Origin of the sequence: Pandoraea pneumonica (assembly GCF_049918595.1) — a bacterium.
GTDB lineage: Bacteria > Pseudomonadota > Gammaproteobacteria > Burkholderiales > Burkholderiaceae > Pandoraea > Pandoraea pneumonica_A.
The window spans coordinates 1,291,941-1,310,366 of record NZ_JBNCRZ010000002.1; the positions used below are offsets into that span (position 1 = coordinate 1,291,941).

General features: G+C 63.5%; 16 protein-coding genes. 1 reads left to right on the forward strand and 15 read right to left on the reverse strand.

Features of this window, described 5'->3' with window-relative positions:
• Positions 1-352: 352 nt before the first annotated feature.
• The 10 genes from ACPWR9_RS12195 to ACPWR9_RS12240 form a co-directional block, all read right to left on the reverse strand.
• Positions 353-1,138, reverse strand: coding sequence for an IclR family transcriptional regulator (locus ACPWR9_RS12195; RefSeq protein WP_426297927.1), 786 nt, complete (start codon positions 1,136-1,138; stop codon positions 353-355).
• 146 nt (positions 1,139-1,284) lie between these two features.
• Positions 1,285-2,901: an AMP-binding protein gene (locus ACPWR9_RS12200; protein WP_426296696.1), complete on the reverse strand. Its 1,617-nt coding sequence runs from the start codon at positions 2,899-2,901 to the stop codon at positions 1,285-1,287.
• A gap of 50 nt (positions 2,902-2,951) precedes the next feature.
• Positions 2,952-4,697 (reverse strand): ABC transporter permease subunit, encoded by a 1,746-nt coding sequence (locus ACPWR9_RS12205; protein WP_426296695.1) that lies wholly within the window; start codon positions 4,695-4,697, stop codon positions 2,952-2,954.
• 77 nt (positions 4,698-4,774) lie between these two features.
• The gene (locus ACPWR9_RS12210; RefSeq protein ID WP_426296694.1) at positions 4,775-5,848 is read right to left on the reverse strand and encodes an ABC transporter ATP-binding protein; all 1,074 of its coding nucleotides are present in this window, start codon (positions 5,846-5,848) and stop codon (positions 4,775-4,777) included.
• A 72-nt stretch (positions 5,849-5,920) separates the two neighbouring features.
• The gene (locus ACPWR9_RS12215) at positions 5,921-7,003 is read right to left on the reverse strand and encodes an ABC transporter substrate-binding protein (RefSeq protein WP_426296693.1); all 1,083 of its coding nucleotides are present in this window, start codon (positions 7,001-7,003) and stop codon (positions 5,921-5,923) included.
• Between the two features lie 37 nt (positions 7,004-7,040).
• On the reverse strand, positions 7,041-7,841 hold the full coding sequence (locus tag ACPWR9_RS12220; RefSeq protein WP_150678338.1) for an enoyl-CoA hydratase/isomerase family protein: 801 nt from the start codon (positions 7,839-7,841) through the stop codon (positions 7,041-7,043).
• A gap of 246 nt (positions 7,842-8,087) precedes the next feature.
• On the reverse strand, positions 8,088-8,513 hold the full coding sequence (locus ACPWR9_RS12225) for a F0F1 ATP synthase subunit epsilon (protein ID WP_426296692.1): 426 nt from the start codon (positions 8,511-8,513) through the stop codon (positions 8,088-8,090).
• Positions 8,514-8,614: 101 nt separating this feature from the next.
• Positions 8,615-9,667 (reverse strand): Ldh family oxidoreductase, encoded by a 1,053-nt coding sequence (locus ACPWR9_RS12230; RefSeq protein ID WP_426296691.1) that lies wholly within the window; start codon positions 9,665-9,667, stop codon positions 8,615-8,617.
• 34 nt (positions 9,668-9,701) lie between these two features.
• A complete protein-coding gene (locus tag ACPWR9_RS12235) occupies positions 9,702-11,195 on the reverse strand; it encodes a DASS family sodium-coupled anion symporter (RefSeq protein ID WP_426296690.1) in 1,494 nt (497 codons plus the stop codon).
• A gap of 310 nt (positions 11,196-11,505) precedes the next feature.
• A complete protein-coding gene (locus ACPWR9_RS12240; RefSeq protein ID WP_426296689.1) occupies positions 11,506-12,021 on the reverse strand; it encodes a hypothetical protein in 516 nt (171 codons plus the stop codon).
• 589 nt (positions 12,022-12,610) lie between these two features.
• Between ACPWR9_RS12240 and gor the strand changes: the two genes are divergently transcribed.
• A complete protein-coding gene (gene gor / locus ACPWR9_RS12245; protein ID WP_426296688.1) occupies positions 12,611-13,972 on the forward strand; it encodes a glutathione-disulfide reductase in 1,362 nt (453 codons plus the stop codon).
• On the opposite strand, the gene ACPWR9_RS12250 is transcribed toward gor, so the two are convergent.
• From ACPWR9_RS12250 to fdhD, 5 genes are all read right to left on the reverse strand, one after another.
• Positions 13,973-15,385: a sodium-dependent transporter gene (locus ACPWR9_RS12250; protein WP_426296687.1), complete on the reverse strand. Its 1,413-nt coding sequence runs from the start codon at positions 15,383-15,385 to the stop codon at positions 13,973-13,975. It lies immediately after the preceding gene.
• 280 nt (positions 15,386-15,665) lie between these two features.
• Positions 15,666-16,427: a phytanoyl-CoA dioxygenase family protein gene (locus ACPWR9_RS12255; protein ID WP_426296686.1), complete on the reverse strand. Its 762-nt coding sequence runs from the start codon at positions 16,425-16,427 to the stop codon at positions 15,666-15,668.
• 117 nt (positions 16,428-16,544) lie between these two features.
• Positions 16,545-16,913 carry a hypothetical protein gene (locus ACPWR9_RS12260; RefSeq protein ID WP_426296685.1) on the reverse strand — a complete coding sequence of 123 codons (369 nt, stop codon included), beginning with the start codon at positions 16,911-16,913 and terminating at the stop codon, positions 16,545-16,547.
• A gap of 172 nt (positions 16,914-17,085) precedes the next feature.
• Complete coding sequence (locus tag ACPWR9_RS12265) at positions 17,086-17,337, reverse strand: hypothetical protein (protein ID WP_426296684.1); 252 nt, start codon at positions 17,335-17,337, stop codon at positions 17,086-17,088.
• A gap of 128 nt (positions 17,338-17,465) precedes the next feature.
• On the reverse strand, positions 17,466-18,371 hold the full coding sequence (gene fdhD / locus ACPWR9_RS12270) for a formate dehydrogenase accessory sulfurtransferase FdhD (RefSeq protein WP_426296683.1): 906 nt from the start codon (positions 18,369-18,371) through the stop codon (positions 17,466-17,468).
• Positions 18,372-18,426: the final 55 nt, after the last annotated feature.

Below are 18,426 nucleotides of genomic sequence, written 5' to 3' on the forward strand. Positions count from 1 at the left end.
GCAAAAAGCGGGCGAAAAACGGACAACAGCCCAGACACGAATCAAACGCGCGGATTGAAGGCGCGGGGGTGGCGGCAAGTGTACTTTGCACCGCCTGTACGTTGGTATGGTAAGCACCGCAGCCGCTTGCGCGCCGCGTTGGGCGCACCGTCTGGCCGCCCCGGTTCGGCCATCGGTTTCTCTAATCTCGGAATCCTTGGAATTCAGCCCTGCTCCATACCCATGCGGCGGGATTCTAGCACGCCGATTTGAGACCTCAACCGGACGGCCGGGCGACTGGCCGAAGTCCATGCCCGGCGTATCTCAGCGTGCCTTACATCGCATCACATCGGCCGCCAAGGGTGACCAGACCCTAATCCTGACGCCGGCGTGCCGAGAGCGCACCGGCCGTTTGAATCACAAGATCGGCGAAGCGGCGCTCGTCGCGCCCGGCATTCCAGCGCACGCGCGGTACTGCGATGTTGATGGCCCCGATAGCCCGGCCATCGAGATTGACCACCGCTGCCGCCGTGGAAATATCGCCCATGAAGTATTCGTCTTCCGTGTGCGCGTAGCCCTGCTTGCGAATGCGTGCGAGACGCTCCTTGATCTTGCGCGGCTGCCAGACGGTGGCAGGCGTGAACTCCACGAGATTCGTGCGCGCAAGGATGTCGTCGATCTCGTCGTCGTCGAGCGTGGCGAGCATCGCCAGCCCCGGTGCCGTGCAATAGGCAGGCAGACGCGAGCCGACGATCACGTTGGCATTGAACACACTGCGGCTCACGATACGCAGCACGAACACGATATCGGTGTCGAGGCGCACCGTCAGGTTGGTTGCCTCTTCGGTCTCGGCGGCCAGTTGCTGAAGATAGGGCGCCGCGCGGCTCACCAACTCGTTCGAGACAAGATAGTGATACGTGAAGTCGAGCAGCTTGGGTGAGAGCTCGTACTTCTTGCTCTGCGGATCTTTGAGCAAGTAGCCGAGCGCCGACAGCGTGAAGGTGAAGCGTTGCGCCGCGCTGATATCGAAGCCGGTGGCTGCCGCAATTTCGGACAGCGAAAGATGACGCTTCGAGCCGTCGAACGCGGTCAGCACCTTCATCGCCTTCTCGACGGACTGCACATACAACGTCGATTCGCTCGCAGCCGCCGCCGGCAGGTCGTCGGTGGCGGTCGCCTTGGCGCGGGTACGGGGAGTTTTATTAGTGGCCACGATCGTGATGGAATAAGGCAATCAGGGGCGAATTATCTCATAAGAATAACAATCTATTTTATATCGATAACTCTAAAATCCCCTTACCCCCATCATTTCGCCGACGACTGATCCCATGCCGGTGACGTGTCGCGCGAGAGCAGATGCTTGCGAATGCGCTCCGACGGTGTGGTCTCGAAGCGTTCGGTTTCGCGATAGTAGCGCGGGCGCTGATAACTGGCGAGCTTGTCGCCCGCCCACGCCGCGAGCGTCGGCCAATCGACGGCTTGCCCATCGCGAAACTGCACATAGAGCAAGACGTCTTGCTCGCCGATTTCGCTTGCGACGCCAATCGCTGCGCATGCCGCCACCGCCGGATGCCGGGCGAACACGCGCTCGATTTCCCACGCCGACACGTTCTCGCCACGCACGCGCATGCTGTCTGTGCGACGGCCGACGAACACCAGACTGCCGTCCGGGCTGCAACGCGCGCTGTCGCCTGTGTAGAGCTTGCCGTCGCGCAACGCCTTGGCGCTGGCTTCCGGATTATCGAGATAGCCGGGCAGGAACACACCTTCCACGTCGCTCGACAACACGATCTCGCCGAGTTCCCCGTCGGGCACCGGGTGGCCTTCGTCGTCCAGCAATTCGAGCGTGAGCCAAGGAAGAGCGTGACCGATCGAGCCCGGCGTATCGGTGTCGTTGAGCGTGGCAAAGCTGGAGCACTCGGTCATGCCGTAGCACTCGCGCAGCGCGCATTGCAAACGCTCGCGCGTGGCCTGCCACGCACTGGCTGCCACCCCCGCGCCCCACGCGACGCGCAGACTGTTCGTTGCCGGTTGCGCCTCACGCGGCAACTGCATCAGGATGTCGAGAATGCCGCCCAGATAGTGCAGATGCGTGGCCTGCGCTGCCTCGCACTGCTGCCAGAAGCGGCTCGCCGAGAAGCGCTCCACCACATGCATTTCCACGTCAGCCAAAAACGGCAGCAATAGCATCTGCGCACCGCCGATATGGCACAGCGGCTCCCACAAGAACAGACGATCACCGTCGCCCGCGTCGGCGACCTGCATCGCCGCCTCGCTGGCAATACGCATCATGCGATGCGTGAACAGCACACCCTTCGGTGCCCCCGTCGTCCCCGACGTGTAGATGATGCATAGCACCGACGCGGGCGTGACCGGTGCGGCCTTCAGCGTCGCCCCCTTGAACGCGGCGGCTTGCTGCTGCACGTCGCTCAACCAATGACGGACCACGCTCGGCCCGTGGTGACCGGGCTGTTGTGCAGCGAGCACCAAGGCCGTATCGAGCACCTCACCAAACGCGGGCTCCGCGATCAGCAGCTTCGGTTTGGCGTGCCCCAGCAGGTATTCGAGGCCGTCGCCTTTGAGCCGGGTATTGACCGGCACCCAGACGAGCCCGGAGAGCATCAACGCATAGATCAGCGCGACCTGTGTCGCGCTATTGCCGAGCATGACAGCGACGCGGTCGCCGGGCACCAGCCCTTGTGCGGCAAACCACGCTTGCATGGCGGCCACGTGTTGGGCCATTTGCGCGCGGTCGATGGCTTCGCCTTCATAAACCACGACGGGGCGCGTGGCCGCCGTAGCCTCGTGCTCACCGGCAAGACCGGCCATCAGCAGCGGTACGACATCGAGCCGGTCGCCCTCCGCGCGTTGGGGGAAGTAGCGGGTGTACGGATGGGTGTTCGACTGGGACGGCGCATTCATCGGCACAACTCGGGCAGCATTAGACATGGACATACGGAAATCCGCGGGAATCAGTAGCTCTTACGTTTGAACATCGACGACAGCCAGACACAGAACGCCATCAGGAACACCAGCGAGGTGGCCACGGCGGCAAGCGTCGGCGTGACGGCCAGTTGAATGTCGTCCCACATTTGCTTGGGCAGCGTGGTGTTGATACCGCCGGAGACGAAGATGGCGATGGTCAGGTCGTCGAACGAGACGATGAACGCGAACAGGAACGCCGAGCCGAGACTTGCCGCCAGCAACGGCAGCAACACCGTGCGCGTGCGGGTGAACGCCGACGCGCCGAGCATCTTCGCAGCGTCATCGAGACGCCAGTCGAAGCGCTTGAAGCTCGCCGAAAGCGTGACCACCACATAAGGAATCGCCAGCACCGTGTGCCCGATGACGAGCCCGGCATTCGTGCCCGCCAGCTCCCAGCGCGCGAATAGATACAGCAAGCCAACGGCGACCACGATGCGCGGCACGATCAGCGGCGCAATGAACACGGCGAAGAGCGGCTTGCGCCAGCGGCTCGGCAAACGTACGAGTGCAAGACTCGCGCCGAAGCCCAACACCAACGCCAGTGCAGCCGTGGCAAAGCCGACGCCCAGCGAGCGCAGCAGCGCCGATTGCCACACGCTCGATTCCAAAAACGCCACGAACCACTTGATCGTGAACAACTCGGGCGGGAACGCCACGAACGATTGCTTGGTGAACGCGAGCGGCACCACGAACGCAATGGGCAAGACCAACGCGAGCACGATGACCCACGCATAGGCTTTCAGGCCAACGCCATGCCCCGCGCGCCCCGAGCTCGGCACGAACTTGCCCGCGATGCGCCCGACAGCGAGCAGCACCGGCAACAAGCGGCCACCCTGCCCGCCAGCACGTTGCGGGGCTTCCCCGGCGAGCGACGACAGGCCGACCACACGGTCATAGACGTAGAACACGACGATGGAACACAGCAGCAACACCGTCGACAACGCCCCAGCGAAGCGCAGATCGAACAGCTCCAGCACCGACGAGATGACCAGTTGCGCCACCATCGATTCACGGGGCGACCCCAGCAAGGCAGGCACGATGAAAAAGCCGAGGCTGGAGATGAACACCAGCAAACCGGCGGCCGCGGCACCCGGCCCCGACAACGGCAGGAACACCGTGAAGAAGCCCGTCGTGCGATCAGCGCCGAGCGTCTCGGCGGCCTGCACCAGTTGCATGTTGATGCCGCGCATGATCGGCAGCATCGTCATGACGGCGAGCGGCAGCATCGCGTGCACCATGCCGATCAGCACACCGGTCAGCGACGGCGCCAGCGTGCTCGCGTCGTCGATCAAGCCCAGATGCGTCGCCACGATGGTGAGCAAGCCAGTTTTGGAGAGCAGCAGCATCCATGCATAGGTCTTGACGAGATAGCTCGTCCAGAACGGCAGCACGATCCACAGCAGCCAGCGCTCGCGTGAGCGGTTCGACAACCGCGCAAGCAGATACGCCACCGGATAACCGAGCACCACCGAGAGCGCGGCGGTAAGAAACGCGATCCAGAACGTCGAGCCCAGCACCTTCACATAGACGGCCGAGTGCGTCATGCGGGCGAACTGCGCGATGGAGAGCACGCCATCGGCGTCGTACAGGCCGCCTTGCAGAATCTCGACGACCGGCACGATAAAGAACACGGCGAGGAAAAGCAGTGCGGGCAAAGCGGGCAACCAGCCTTGCAAGCGCTTCGGCCAGGCAAAGCGGGGCCCCGCCTGAGGCAGGCGTTGAACAAGCCACATGGCAACAAACTCCTTAGGCGGATGCCTTACGGGATATCGGATTGCGACTCGGCGCAGCAGCGGGCGCGCCGGGACCGTCAGCGCGTGAGCAGCGTGGCACGGCTGTCGTCCCACGACAGGCCGACGTGCTCGCCCACACGCGGCGACAATTCGCGCGGGCACCGCACCGTAAATTCGGCCGCGTCCGCGCCTGCGCCTTGGTGACCGAGCGTCACGATGGCGCGCGTGTCCGAGCCGAGGAACACCACTTCGCGAATGGTGCCCGCGAGCGCGCCGTCGCCCGGCGGCGTGAGACGTGCCGCTTCCGGGCGCACCAGCAAACTGGCTTCACCCGCGGCAGGCATATCCGGACTCGGGCCGATGGGCACGAGCGTGCTGCCCACGCGCAGCGCAACGCGGCCGTCGTGCAAGCGCTCGACCACGCCGTCGAGCAAATTCGAATGCCCGAGGAAGTCGGCCGCAAAGCGCGTCGCCGGGCGGTCGTACAACTGGGCCGGCGTGCCGATCTGTTCGATACGTGCCTGATTCATCAAGCAAATACGATCCGACAGCGTGAGCGCTTCGTCCTGATCGTGGGTCACGTAGATAAACGTGGCGCCCAACTCCTGATGCAAGCGGCGAATTTCCAACTGCATGTGCTCACGCAGCTTCTTGTCGAGTGCACCGAGCGGCTCATCGAGCAAAATGATCGACGGACGAAACGCGAAGCAGCGGGCCAGCGCGATGCGCTGTTGCTGCCCGCCCGAGAGCTCCGAGGGCAGCCGTTGCGCAAACGCCTGCATCTTGACCATCGCCAGCGCGGCGTCGACTGCCGGGGCCAGTTCCGCCTTCGGCAGCTTGCGCATGCGCAAGCCGTACGCCACGTTCTCCCAGACGCTCATATGAGGGAACAGTGCATAGCTCTGGAACACCATGCCGATACCGCGCTTGCCGGGCGCGTCGCGCGTGGCGTCGCGCCCGTCGATCAGCAACTGTCCCGACGTCGGCTCGACCAGCCCCGAAATCATCTGCAACAGCGTGGTCTTGCCGGAGCCCGAAGGACCTAGCAGCGTGAGGAATTCTCCTGCCGCGACCCGCAGGTCGGTCGGCAGCAGCGCGGGCGTCTCGCGATACGTCTTGGCAAGACCGACAGTTTCCAGTTTGGTACTCATGTTCGACTCATCCGGCAAGGTGCAGCAAACGACATACGGCGTACGACAGACTCCGGGCTAACAACGCACGACTTACGACAGCAGCCATGCGTTAAAGCGCTCGGTCGCCTTGGTGCGGTTTTCCGCCCACCACTGCGGGCTGGGCAGGCGCATGCCCTTGAGGTTGTCCGGCGCGGTCGGCAACAACGGCGCACGCTCTTTCGGAATCGCGTCGAAGGCCTTCAAGTTGGTCGGACCGTAAGCGAGGTCTTGCGTGATGAGCGCCTGACGGGCCGGGTCGCCGCAGAAGCGCACGAACTGACGCGCAAACTCGGCACGCGGCGTGCCCTTCGGAATGCCCCACCCTTCGATGGAATACAGCCCCTCGTTCCACACGATCTTCACCGGCGCCTTGTTGTCGATGGCGGCCTGCGCGCGGCCATTCCACGTGGACATCATGTCGACGTCGCCGCTCTGGATGGCCTGCATGGCCTGCGCGCCCGACGTCCACCACAGATTGATGTGCGGCTTGATCCGGTCGAGCGACTTGAACGCGCGATCGAGATCGAGCGGATACAGCTTGTCGATGGGCACACCGTCGGCCATCAGCGCTTGCTCGAGCGTATCGAGCGGGCTGCGGCGCAGCGAACGGCGGCCCGGGAAACGCTTCACGTCCCAGAAGTCGGCCCACGTTTTCGGCGTGTCTTTCGTGAACTTGTCCGTGCGATACGCCAGCACGGTCGAGTACACGTCCACACCCAGCCAGTCGGGCGTCACCGCCTCGGGCATGATGCCGGGGAAGTCGGCCGCCTTCATGCCGATAGGCTCGAGAAAGCCCTTCGACTCAAGGTACGGAATGTCGGCCGACAGCGTGAGTGTGGTCACGTCCCACACGAAGTTCTTCGTCTGCACCATCGCCGCGAACTGCGCGACTGGCTGCGAATCGCGCGCCACGCTCACCACTTTGATACCGGTCGCTTTCTCGAACGGGTCGTAGAACGCACGGCGATACGCCGTGGTGTACGGACCGCCCGGGTCGGAGACGATCAACTGACGGGCTTGCGCGTGCGCGCCGCGCGACGCGACGAGCGGCAAGGCGCTGGCCAGCGCCACGGTACCGGCCACTTGCATCAGGCGGCGGCGCGAGGGGTTTTGCGGGTCGTGCGAGAAAGACATAGGAAACTCCGCTAACGTGTGGGTGGGGCGCAGCGCGTCAGGCCTTGGCGGCTTGCGCCTTGGCTGCACGCTTTTCGAAGAACGCGGCCATCATGCGTGCAGGCTCGCCCGATTCGTACGACTCGCGCTGAATGCGCATACCGGCTTCGATGGCATCCTGGAACGTGCCTTCGGTCATTTCACGGAAACGCTGCTTGTCCAGACGCATCGCTACCGGCGGCTTTTCGGCCAGCTCGGCGGCGATTTCTAGTGCCTTCTCGAACACCTTGTCTTCCGGCACGAGGTGATGAATCAGACCCAGACGATGACACTCGTCGGCTTCCATCAGACGCCCCGTCAGCGTGAGCTCGATGGTGCGCGACAGGCCAAGCATGTGATTCATGATCCACGGGCCGGTAGTGCTGGCGATGCCTGCATTGATTTCCGGTTGCCCCATGCGCACGCCCGGGTGACCGACGCGAATATCGCCCAGCAGCGACACCTGGAACGCCGAACCCGCGGCCGTGCCGTTGAGCGCCATGACCAGCGGCTTCTTCAGGCTGCGAATCACGTCGTAGTAATGCTCCCAGCCCTTGATCCATTCGATGGCGGTGTCGCCGTCGAAGTGCTTGGCTTCGCCCAAATCTTGACCCGCCGAGAAGGCACGCCCTGCCCCCGTCATGATCACGGCCGCCACGTTGTCGTCGGCATTGAAGCGCTCGAGCGCGGCGATGATCAGCTCGCGCATGGCGATGGTCCAGGCGTTGAGCGCCTGCGGACGATTCAACGTAATCACGGCTACCTTGCCGACCTGCGTGAAGAGAACTTCCTGCTCCGGCTGCTTTGCTGTCTCGCTCATTTCAACTCCAAGGGCACTCACACGTGCATTGAGGTGGCGGTCGTGCGGACATCGCACTTCTCGCTAAACAGTTATCTCACTGCAATAACTGTTATCTGAGAGCAATATAGTTTTTTAAAAATATTGGCGCAACCGGAATCGCCTCGGGGTTTACCTCAAGCGGTTGCACCCAAAAGAAAACCGCCACGGGCAAATGCCCGTGGCGGTTCGTTGGGTTGACGTTTTGCCGCGGGGTGCGGCTTGTGACTACTTCGATTGCTTTTGCTTGCGCATGCGCTTGATGGCGTCCAGTTGCGCGACCGCTTCGGCCAACTCGGCGCGCGCCTTCGCGTAATCGATATCGCCGGTTTGCGTTTCGATCAGTGCGCGCGCCTCTTCGCGAGCGCGCTCGGCACGCGCTTCGTCGAGGCTCTCGGCACGCATCGCGGTGTCGGCCAGAATCGTCACCCGGCCGGGCTGGATTTCAACGAAGCCGCCTGCGATGTATAGGTAGGTGTCAGCGCCGTCCTCGGTTTCGATGCGCACTGTGCCAGGCCGCACCGCGGTGAGCAGCGGCGCGTGCCCCGGCAAGACACCTAGCTCGCCCATCTTGCCGGGCACCGCGACAAACTTCGCTTCGCCCGAGAAAATAGCACGCTCGGTACTGACGACATCCACCTTGAGTAATGCCATGCGTTTCACTTCTCCCTGCGATGCCGGACACATCGCCATATTTCGTTTGTTGCGACCGCCAGCGGCGGGCGGTCGTGCGCGGTCCGGTCGCGCGGCCGCAATTACAGCGTGCGCGGCGGTGCCACGTTCAACTCGCCCGCCATCTTCATCAACGACTCCCAGATGGGCGGCGTCAGGTCGATGTGATCGTGATGCTTCTTGCGGTTCTCGGCCTCGTATTCGCCGGGATACTGCACCCGATCGAAGCCGGGCTGCGGCGGGCACGACGTCAGATAGTCGATGAACGCTTCGACCTCATGCGAGCGCCATGTCGCCGCAAAGTCGACCTGCGGGTTGAGCACGATGGCGAACATATTGTTCGTGGCCACGCCCGCGCGCGGATGTTCCGGCTGAATCGTGCCGCCGCCCGAGAGCACCCCCGCGAGCAATTCCGTCACGATACCGAGCGCATAGCCCTTGTGTCCACCGAACGGCAGCAACGCGCCGAACGGCTCGGTGAAGAGCGCGTTCGGATCGGTACTGGGGTTGCCGTTGCCATCGATGAGCGATCCCGGCGGTGCCTGCTTGCCCTCGGCCGCCAGCACGCGTGCCTTGTTGATGGCGATGGCGCTGGTCGCCATATCCACCACGAGCGGCGGCCGGTTATTCGGCAGCGGCCCGGCGAAGCACAGCGGGTTTGTCGTCAGACGCGGCTCGGCACCGCCGAACGGGGCCACCATCGGCTGACGATTCGTCACGTTGGTGAACGCCATGAACACGAGACCCTGCAACGCGACCATCTCGCCGTACTGCCCCATGCGGCCCAAATGGTGACTGTTGCGCAGCGTCAGAATGCACACGCCCTTGTCGAAGGCGCGCGCAATCGCGTGCTCCACCACGAACTTGCCCACGTGCTGACCGAAGCCACGGTTGCCCTCGTACAGCAACAAGTTGCCGTGGTCGGTCATCACGCTCGGACGGCCTGTCGGGTTCACCTGACCGTCCTCGAGCACTTTGCGATAGGTCGGCAGAATCGAGAGGCCGTGGCTCGCATAGCCCACGCGGTCCGATTCGACCAGATGTTGCGCAACGTCGTACGCGATATCGTCCGGCACACCCTGCGCGAGCAGCAGTTGCTTGCCGAAGTCGATGGCGTCTTTGACTGGAATTCGCATGTTGACTCCTGATGACTTCTTGCAATAGTTCGTGTTACATCCAGCCCAGCCAGCGCCAGTAGGTCGCGGCAAAGAGCATGAGCAACGCGTAACCGACGATGGTGACGATGATCCCGACCTTGGCGAACTGTTTCGCGGTGAAGGTATCGGTGCCCAAACACACCATGTTTTGCGGCGCGTTGATCGGCAGGATGAAACCGAAGCTCACGGTAAAGCCGAGCAGCATCGTGAGGCCCAGCCGGTTGAAGTCGCCCGGCAACGTTTGCAGCACGGCGATCAGAATCGGCAGCATGGCCGAAGTCAACGCGGTCGCACTGGCGAAGCCGAGGTGAATCAAAATCAGGAACGCGGCAAGCACGGCGAAGATGCCCAGCGTCGAGAGCGAGTCGAGACCGGTCGCGGCCACCACATGGTTGCCGAGCCACTGACCGGCTTGCGTGGTCAGGAGCGCCGTCCCCAAGCTGATACCGACCCCGAACACGATCACGGTGCCCCAAGGAATGCGCGTCTGTACTTCCTTCCAAGTCATCACACCGAAACGCGGCAGCATCAGCACGACCAGCCCGACATAGGTCACCGACGTGGTGTCGAAGCGGTGCAGCTTACCTTCCGTCGCCCAGAACAGCAGCAGGCCGATCGACACCGCAAGCAGGCGCTTTTGCGGGCTCGTCATCGGCCCCATTTCACGCAGTTGCGCTTCCACGGCTTCCTTGCCGCCAGCGATGGCGTCGGCTTCGGGCGGCATCAGCTTGAGCACCAGCACCACGAGCACCACCGACATGATGATGGCCCACGGCGCACCGGCGACGAGCCATTCGGCCCACGTGATACGGTCACCGAGCATCTTGTCCATGAAGCCGACGGTGAGCAAGTTCTGCGCTGCCGCGGTTTGGATACCGACGTTCCAGATACTGGTGGCCTGCGCCACGATGATCATGATGCCGGCGGCGATGTTCGAGCGTTTGTCGACGCCGAACGCGGCGATCACGCCCATCATGATCGGCACCACACAGGCACTGCGCGCCGTGGCGCTCGGCACCACGAGCGAGAGCAGGATGGTCACGGCGATGGCGCCCACCATCACCCGGCGCGTACTCGTGCCGATCTTGGACAGCGTGACGAGGGCAATGCGGCGATCGAGCCCGGTGAGCGTCATGGCCGCTGCGATGAACAGCGCACCGGCGACAAGGGCCAGCGCCGAGTTGGAGAAGCCCGCGAGCGCCATGCTGATGGCGCGCGACGTGCCGTATTCGACGCTTGGATCCTGAATCGTGGGCGCGGTGCCCACGAGAAACGCCATCAACGAGGTAATGATGATGGCGCTGGCTTCATACGAGACGGCTTCGGTAATCCACACCACCACGGCAAACGCGAGAATCGCGAGCATGCGGTGGCCAGCGACCGGCAGGTCATCGGGCATGGGGATCAGGAGCACGGCGATCAGGACAACGACACCCGCAATCAATCCGATGGGTATCGCTTTCTTCTGCTGGGGAGGGCTTTGCACAGAAACTTCAGGCGTGCTCATAAGGGGGCTCCAGAACGGAATGGCATGCCGGCAGTCGGCATGTCTTGAGAAACTGCCACGCGTGAACTGCGGGTTAATCCTAACCGCATTGATCTTGGCGAGGCAAGCGCGAGACAAAGGGAGAAGCACGCACCGACGCGCCCGAAACACACGGTTGGCGCGGGCTTTGCCGCCACGGCCCGTTGCGGGCGTAGGTGCATCCAGGCGTGCCCATGGGACGCCCGGCGAATAAGCCGGTCAATGCTTCGGTGAGTGCGGTGCGTGCGAGAACCGGTGCGGGCAAGCGCACCGTGTCGATATGTCGATGAGATTAGAAGTGCAGTCCGAAGTACTCGGGCGACGCGACGAACATCTGGGTGCTCTGCACCGGCCCTGACAACGCGCGATGCCAGACGGTCTGATACAAGCCCGTGAGCCCGGCACGCGGTCCGGTAATGAGACTGTCGACGTGACGCGTTACCCCGGCATTGGCGAGCGTGCCACCCAGTGTCGAGCCGCCCACGATGATCGGCTCGGCAGCCCACTCCCCGGCTTCGCCGAACACGTCGTGCCACGGGGGCGGCACCACGCCGACCAGCGCGGCAGGCGGTGCGCCCGGCGGCAAGTGAGTGGGTGCGCGAGCCGAACTGCGGGCCACACGCTTCGAGCGTGTGGCCCGCGTCGGCCGGGTACCGGCAGTGGCGCTGGCTGTGCTGCTCGTCGATGCCACCGATGGATTCGGTGCACCTGGCGGAGTCGCGGCATGTGCCGATGCCGTCATCCACACGAACAACAACAACGCCAGCGCAACGGCGGCGCCCAAGGGGCGGGAGAGCGACTTCGTCATGACATCCTCGTGTGTCGGCGGTCAGCCCCGCCTGTCTTGTCAGACATAGAGCAACTTCCGGACCACGAAGAACAACTTGTTGATTCTTATGCACTTCTATTTTCACCAGTCGCGTGATGCCCGCGCGTTTCCTCAGAAGTGTTTCATTTCAGAAACGTCCGGCAGCCGCGATTGCTTCAACGTTGAAACATCGAGCGCCACCTTGTGGGCGCGCGCCCTGCTTCACCCTTGAAGCATTTATCGACTTTCGACACCCTCGATTCTGGGCTGGCGTTTCGTCTGGCGCATTGATGCAGATCAATGAAAGTGAACGACCGTGCGAAAACCCGAATTGACGGACGGCGCGACCTATGGCCCACGCGCGCGCCCGAAAAAGTGAAGCGGCGCGTCGGCTGACCGGTGCCTCAGATGTATCCGAAAGTGCGGCGCGCCTGCCGACGTGCTCGGCGGCTCTCTGGCACAATCGTTCATCGCCGAACGTGACTGACATTGCGCAGCGTCCCTCAGCGTCCCTCAGCGTCCCTCGGCGTCGCTGTTAGGGCCGCCTGCGTGTGCACCGGTCACGTCGCATGACAACAAGGAGTCAGCAATGCCCCAGTTCGATGTGGATTTGTTCGTGATCGGTGCCGGTTCCGGCGGTGTGCGCGCTGCGCGCGTCGCGGCGCAATATGGCGCTCGCGTGAAAGTGGCCGAAGAGTTTCGCGTGGGCGGCACGTGTGTCATTCGCGGTTGCGTGCCGAAGAAACTGCTGGTGTACGCGAGCCGCTTTGCGGACGAATTCGAAGACGCTGCCGGGTTTGGCTGGAGCGTGGGCTCCCCCACGTTCGACTGGAACACGCTCATCGCCCGCAAGGACAGCGAGATTGCGCGGCTCGAGAACATCTATCGCACGAATCTGGAACGCGCCGGTGCCGAACTGATCGAGGCACGCGCCGTGATCGAAGGGCCGAACACGGTCGTGCTGCCCGCCACTGGCGAACGCATCACGGCGCGTCACATCCTGATTGCGACGGGTGGACGGCCCGCCGAGCAGCCGCACTTTGTCGGGCGCGAGCATGCCATCTCGTCGAACGAAGTGTTTCATCTGGACAAGCTGCCCGAGCGCATCACCGTGATTGGCGGCGGCTACATTGCGGTGGAGTTTGCGGGCGTGTTCGCCGGACTCGGTTCGAAGGTCACCCTTGTGCATCGTGGCCCGCATCTGCTGCGCGGTTTCGATGAAGACGTGAGGACGTCGCTTGAAGCGGCCTATCGCGAGCGCGGTATCGACGTGGTGCTTGATCGTACGGTGGAGCGTGCTGAAAAAGGGCCGGACGGTTTGCGCGTCACGCTCTCCGATGGCAGCACGCACACGACTGACGTGCTGCTCAGCGCAGCCGGGCGCGTGCCTTACACCCAGGGTCTGGGGCTGGCGGCGAGCGGTGTCGCGCTCAACGACAAAGGTGCGGTGATCGTCGACGAGTTTTCACGCACCAATGTGCCGTCGATCTTCGCCGTGGGTGACGTGACCGACCGGGTCAATCTCACACCGATGGCGATTCGTGAAGGACAGGCATTTGCCGATACGGTGTTCGGCGAGCGCACGACACGTGTCGACCACAAGCTGATTCCGACGGCCGTGTTCAGCACCCCGGAGATCGGTGTCGTTGGCCTGATCGAGAGCGAGGCGCGCAAACAGTACCCACAACTCAAGGTGTACAAAGCTGTCTTCCGGCCGCTCAAGGCGACGCTTTCCGGCCGGCAAGAAAAGATACTGATGAAGCTGCTTGTGGATGGCGGCACCGACAGAATTGTCGGTGCGCATATGGTGGGCGATCACGCGGGCGAGCAGGTGCAGTTGCTCGGCGTGGCGCTGTCGATGGGCGCTACCAAGGCGGACTTCGACCGCACCCTCGCCGTGCACCCGACCGCCGCCGAGGAATGGGTCACGATGCGCACGCCGGTCGCTTGATTAAAAACTCTGATACCAGATACCGAGAATCGCCAGCGGCGTAAGCACAAGCAGCAGCAACCGCCACACTGGCAGGAACCATTGCGCACGCGTGCCTTCGAGCACCGTGCGCGCTTTCGGCCAGACGCGTGCGCCGACCAGGAAAGCCACACACAGACCGCCTGCGGGCATCAGCAGGTGGATCGTCACGAAGTCCATCAGATCGAAAATCGTGCGATCGAACAGTTTCACATCGGACCATATGCCGAATGAGAGTGCCGCAGGGGCGCCCAGTGCGAACGTTGCGAGCAAGACGGCGATGACCGCCGAGCCGCGACGCCACTGATACTCGTCGATCAGAAATGCCGTGACCGGCTCGAATAGCGAGACCGCTGACGTCAACGCGGCAAACAACAACAGCAGGAAGAAGGCAATCGCCACCAAATGGCCGAACGGCATCTGCGCGAAGATCGCAGGCATGGTGATGAACGTGAGCCCCGGACCCGCGTTGGGTGCAACGCCGAACGCAAACACGGCTGGCAGAATCATCAGCCCCGCGAGAAAACACGCCAGCGTCGCGAGCGTGGCAACCCAGACGGCAGAACCCGCTAGCTTGGCATCCTTTGGCAGATAAGAGCCATAGACCACAATCATCCCGGCGCCCAGCGACAGGGAGAAGAACGCCAACCCCAACGCTTCGAGCAGCGTCTTGCCGCTAATCATCGAGAAGTCGGATTTCAGGAACCAGACCACCCCTTCCATGGCGCCGGGTAACGTCAGCGCCCGAACAATCACTGCAAGCATCAGCAGGAAGAGCGCAGGCATGAGCCACTTGCCCGCGCGCTCGATGCCCTTCTGGACGCCCGCCGCCACGATCAGTGCCGCCAGCCCGAGAAAGGCCCCCATATTGGCTAGCGATGCCCAAGGATCGGCGATGAACGCGACGAATTCGGCTTCGAGCCGCAAGGTGTCGGGCGCGAGCACCGACCCTTTGAGCGCGCGTAACAGATACGCCACCGTCCAGCCGCCGACCACCACGTAGAACGACAAAATGGCAAACGCGTTGAAGGTGGCGATGCGGCCGACCCAAGCCCAACCGCGTCCGCCCAGCTCACGCATGGCCGTGGTCGCGGACTTCCCCGTCAGGCGGCCAATGGTCATCTCGGCAAGCAGCAACGCAACGCCCAGCGTCAGCACGCACCCCAGATACACCACCAGAAACGCCCCGCCGCCGTGTTGCCCCACCACATACGGAAACTTCCACACAGCGCCTAGCCCGACTGCGGAACCCGCCGCCGCCAGCACGAAACCCAGCCGCGAGCCCCAAGTAGCGCGGCCAGCATCAGTTGAAGAAGGGGACGTGCTGGAAACAGAAGCGTCGGGAGCGATCGCCGCAGACGGCGTTGCCGAGGGCGAGATAGGCAGATGGGACACGTGTCTCCTCCGGGTACGGCCGTGCACGTGCTGCGATACCCGCTTTGCTCGACAGCACGCCACGACACTTGTCATGGGATGGCGTCAGGCAGGGTACGGGCGCAGTGCCGCGTCAGACAGTCCCGCCAATCACGTCGCACGCCAAGCGCGAGCCGACGTGCGACGCCATTAGGATGGTCGAGGAGTCTACGCGGGAAGAGGCTCCGCCCGGTTTAGGAAAAGGCCCAAAAAGACGCACTTCCCCGCGCGTTTGCGCGAGAACGAGGCAGGTGTACCGAGATTAGTGCCCGAGCGCGACTTCGCCGGCGGATGCCGAGCGTGTTCCCGGCTTCGGTGGATTGCTCTCGCCGCGATAAGCAAACACCACCGAAAACTTCGTGGTATCGCCCTCGTTGCGCCCGGCGGCGTGGAACAAGCCACTGTGGAACAACACCACATCGCCTTGCGCCAGTTCGACCTGACGGCCACGCGAGACGAGCGGTTGATTGTCAGGCTCGTCGGGACGCAGGAAGTCCAGCGCATCGAGCTGATGCGCCCCGAGTTGCTCACGATGCGAGCCCGGGATGAATCGGAGCGCACCGTTCGCCAGCGTCTCGGGACCGAGCGCAAGCCAAACAGAGATCAGCGAATTTTGCGGGAACGACCAATAACGGATATCGCGATGCCAACCGGTGGCCGTGCCGAAATGCGGGTGCTTCGTCATCACGCAGTTGTGATGCGCGAGTGTGAGTACAACGTCCTCACCGAAGATTTGTGCCAGCGATTCGATCAGGTCCGGCCGTGTCGCCCAACCGCGCAGCGCGTCGCCACGGTCGTAGGCCTTGAGCAAACGGCGTACCGTCTGACCACCTTCCGCATCGCGCGATGTCGGCGCGCCCGCATAACCAACATCTGCCTCGAACTCCAGCGGCAGCGTCACGGCGGCCAATTGCGCTCGCGCGTCGGCCAGAATCGCCTCGCAATCGGCCTGCGACACATAACGCGGCAGGATCAGATAACCGTCTTCACGGAAAGTCTCGAGTTGCGATGCGGTGAGCGCCATGATGGTCAGCCGGACAGGCAAAAATCGGTGTTTTAGGGGAAAGTTCTGTGGCGTTACAGGGTCATTCGAAGCGACTGGGCGACGCGGGCCGTGAGGACACCCCGGCGCGTCGCGCACTCAGGCGGCGCGCTTGCGTCGTCGGGGCGGGAGTTCGGCGGCGGGCTTGCGTTCGAGTTTCGGCTCGGGTTGCGGCACGTCCGTGCCCGGCAGCGAGGGCTGCGGGTTACCGGTCGGGCGCGGTGTGTCGACCACGCTGCGCAGACGGTCGAGCTCACGCGTGAGCTTCGCCAATTGGTATTCGAGCTGGCAGTTCTTGCGATACAACGTGCGCATCTTTTGGCTGAGCGCCTGCGTCTGCGTCCAGTACTCCGGATACATGACGAAACGCCCATCCGGGCGTTCGACGACGCCCAACCCGCTCTGCCCCATCACGTCGATGGTTTCCAGTGCGTAGCGCCGAACCTTTTTTACCGTACCTGCCGCCATTTATTTCCTACAGTCCCAGCCTGAGAGAGTCAGGCGCGGCATTTTGCCATGAATTCGGCCCGGCCGGGCGGCAAACCCGTACCGGGCCGGAGATTTATTTTCGGCTGGCGGCCCCGCCAGGCGGGGCTGTGCACGCAACGCACCGCGATTGGCACGCAACACCAGCGCATTGTTACGGCTTTGGCGTCTTACCGGTGTCGATCGACACCGGATCGCTCGCCGGAAAGGTCTCGTCTAGCCCCTCGTCGAGACGCTTTCCCGTCGACGTCTTGTTCGCCGGTACATGCCGGGGTTCCGACACGTCGATGGAGACGGGGTCGCTCGCCGGGAACGTTTCCTCAAGGGCTTCGTCGAGATCGCGTTCCACTTCATCCTCTTTGTGAGGCTGCTGTGGCTTGGGCTTGCGCGTGGGGGTATCGCTCATCGAGTCCTCCGCTTCGGAGGCCGCGCCGGTGCGCGACCGTCAGCGTAACTATACCGCGAGCTGCGTAGGCTCGCGTTCATTCGGCCCGGTGGGATGACTCGGTCACGCGGCAGCGATGACGGTCTCGATCACGTACCGCTATCGAGCACCGCCCCGCCGGTGTAGATCACGCACTGCTCGCCGCGTACGAAACCCACGAGCGTGACGCCCGCCGCCTCGGCCGTGCGCACCGCGAGCGCCGTCGCCGCAGAGACCGCCGCCACCATGGGAATGCCGACCTGCGCCGCCTTCTGCACGATCTCGACGCTCGCACGGCTGGTCATCAGCACGAACCCCGCATCGAACGACTGCCCTTGCCGGGCCAATGCCCCGATGAGTTTGTCGAGCGCATTGTGGCGGCCCACGTCTTCGCGCAGACAGAGGATCTCGCCGGTCGGCGTACACCACGCCGCGCCATGCACCGCACCCGTCACCGCATTGAGCGATTGATGCTTGGCCAGCCCGGCATGCGCAGCCGCAAGTGCCGCATGCGACACGCGCAGCGAGGTGTCTGCGGAGGGCAGCGGGCGCAGCACCTGATCGAGACTCTCAGTGCCGCACAACCCACAGCCGGTACGGCCAGTCAGGTTGCGGCGCCGTTCTTTAAGGCCCGCGAACGCCCGCGACGAAATCTCGACATGCGCCGTCACGCCCAGCGTCGTGGCCGACACGTCGATGCCATAACACTCGCTGCGTTGGCGAAGCATGCCTTCCGACAAGGCGAAGCCGAGCGCGAAATCTTCGATATCCGCGGGCGTGGCGAGCATCACCACATGGGAGATACCGTTGAATTCGAGCGCGACGGGCACTTCTTCGGCCAGTTCGTCACTCGCTTGCTGCCAGCCGCCGTGCCGGAAGCGACGCACGCCGAAGCTGGCATGCGTGGCCACGCTCGCCGGGTCGAGGGCCACCGGCGCGACATCGCACACCGGCCCTTCGGCGTCAGCCACGTCGTCACCGGCCATCGCTTGCCCGGTGCGCAGGGTTTCAGACATCGTCAAACTTTTGCTCCGCTGGTCATTACTGCCGATTCACTCTCAAATCAATCGT

What these genes read in the sequence shown, in the direction of transcription:
- ACPWR9_RS12215 (WP_426296693.1), bottom strand. Translation starts at nt 7,003, where the DNA reads ATGTCTTTCTCGCACGACCCGCAAAACCCCTCGCGCCGCCGCCTGATG.
- ACPWR9_RS12240 (WP_426296689.1), bottom strand. Translation starts at nt 12,021, where the DNA reads ATGACGAAGTCGCTCTCCCGCCCCTTGGGCGCCGCCGTTGCGCTGGCG.
- ACPWR9_RS12230 (WP_426296691.1), bottom strand. Translation starts at nt 9,667, where the DNA reads ATGCGAATTCCAGTCAAAGACGCCATCGACTTCGGCAAGCAACTGCTG.
- ACPWR9_RS12265 (WP_426296684.1), bottom strand. Translation starts at nt 17,337, where the DNA reads ATGAGCGATACCCCCACGCGCAAGCCCAAGCCACAGCAGCCTCACAAA.
- ACPWR9_RS12220 (WP_150678338.1), bottom strand. Translation starts at nt 7,841, where the DNA reads ATGAGCGAGACAGCAAAGCAGCCGGAGCAGGAAGTTCTCTTCACGCAG.
- fdhD (WP_426296683.1), bottom strand. Translation starts at nt 18,371, where the DNA reads ATGTCTGAAACCCTGCGCACCGGGCAAGCGATGGCCGGTGACGACGTG.
- ACPWR9_RS12255 (WP_426296686.1), bottom strand. Translation starts at nt 16,427, where the DNA reads ATGGCGCTCACCGCATCGCAACTCGAGACTTTCCGTGAAGACGGTTAT.
- ACPWR9_RS12225 (WP_426296692.1), bottom strand. Translation starts at nt 8,513, where the DNA reads ATGGCATTACTCAAGGTGGATGTCGTCAGTACCGAGCGTGCTATTTTC.
- ACPWR9_RS12205 (WP_426296695.1), bottom strand. Translation starts at nt 4,697, where the DNA reads ATGTGGCTTGTTCAACGCCTGCCTCAGGCGGGGCCCCGCTTTGCCTGG.
- ACPWR9_RS12235 (WP_426296690.1), bottom strand. Translation starts at nt 11,195, where the DNA reads ATGAGCACGCCTGAAGTTTCTGTGCAAAGCCCTCCCCAGCAGAAGAAA.
- ACPWR9_RS12260 (WP_426296685.1), bottom strand. Translation starts at nt 16,913, where the DNA reads ATGGCGGCAGGTACGGTAAAAAAGGTTCGGCGCTACGCACTGGAAACC.
- ACPWR9_RS12210 (WP_426296694.1), bottom strand. Translation starts at nt 5,848, where the DNA reads ATGAGTACCAAACTGGAAACTGTCGGTCTTGCCAAGACGTATCGCGAG.
- ACPWR9_RS12200 (WP_426296696.1), bottom strand. Translation starts at nt 2,901, where the DNA reads ATGAATGCGCCGTCCCAGTCGAACACCCATCCGTACACCCGCTACTTC.
- gor (WP_426296688.1), top strand. Translation starts at nt 12,611, where the DNA reads ATGCCCCAGTTCGATGTGGATTTGTTCGTGATCGGTGCCGGTTCCGGC.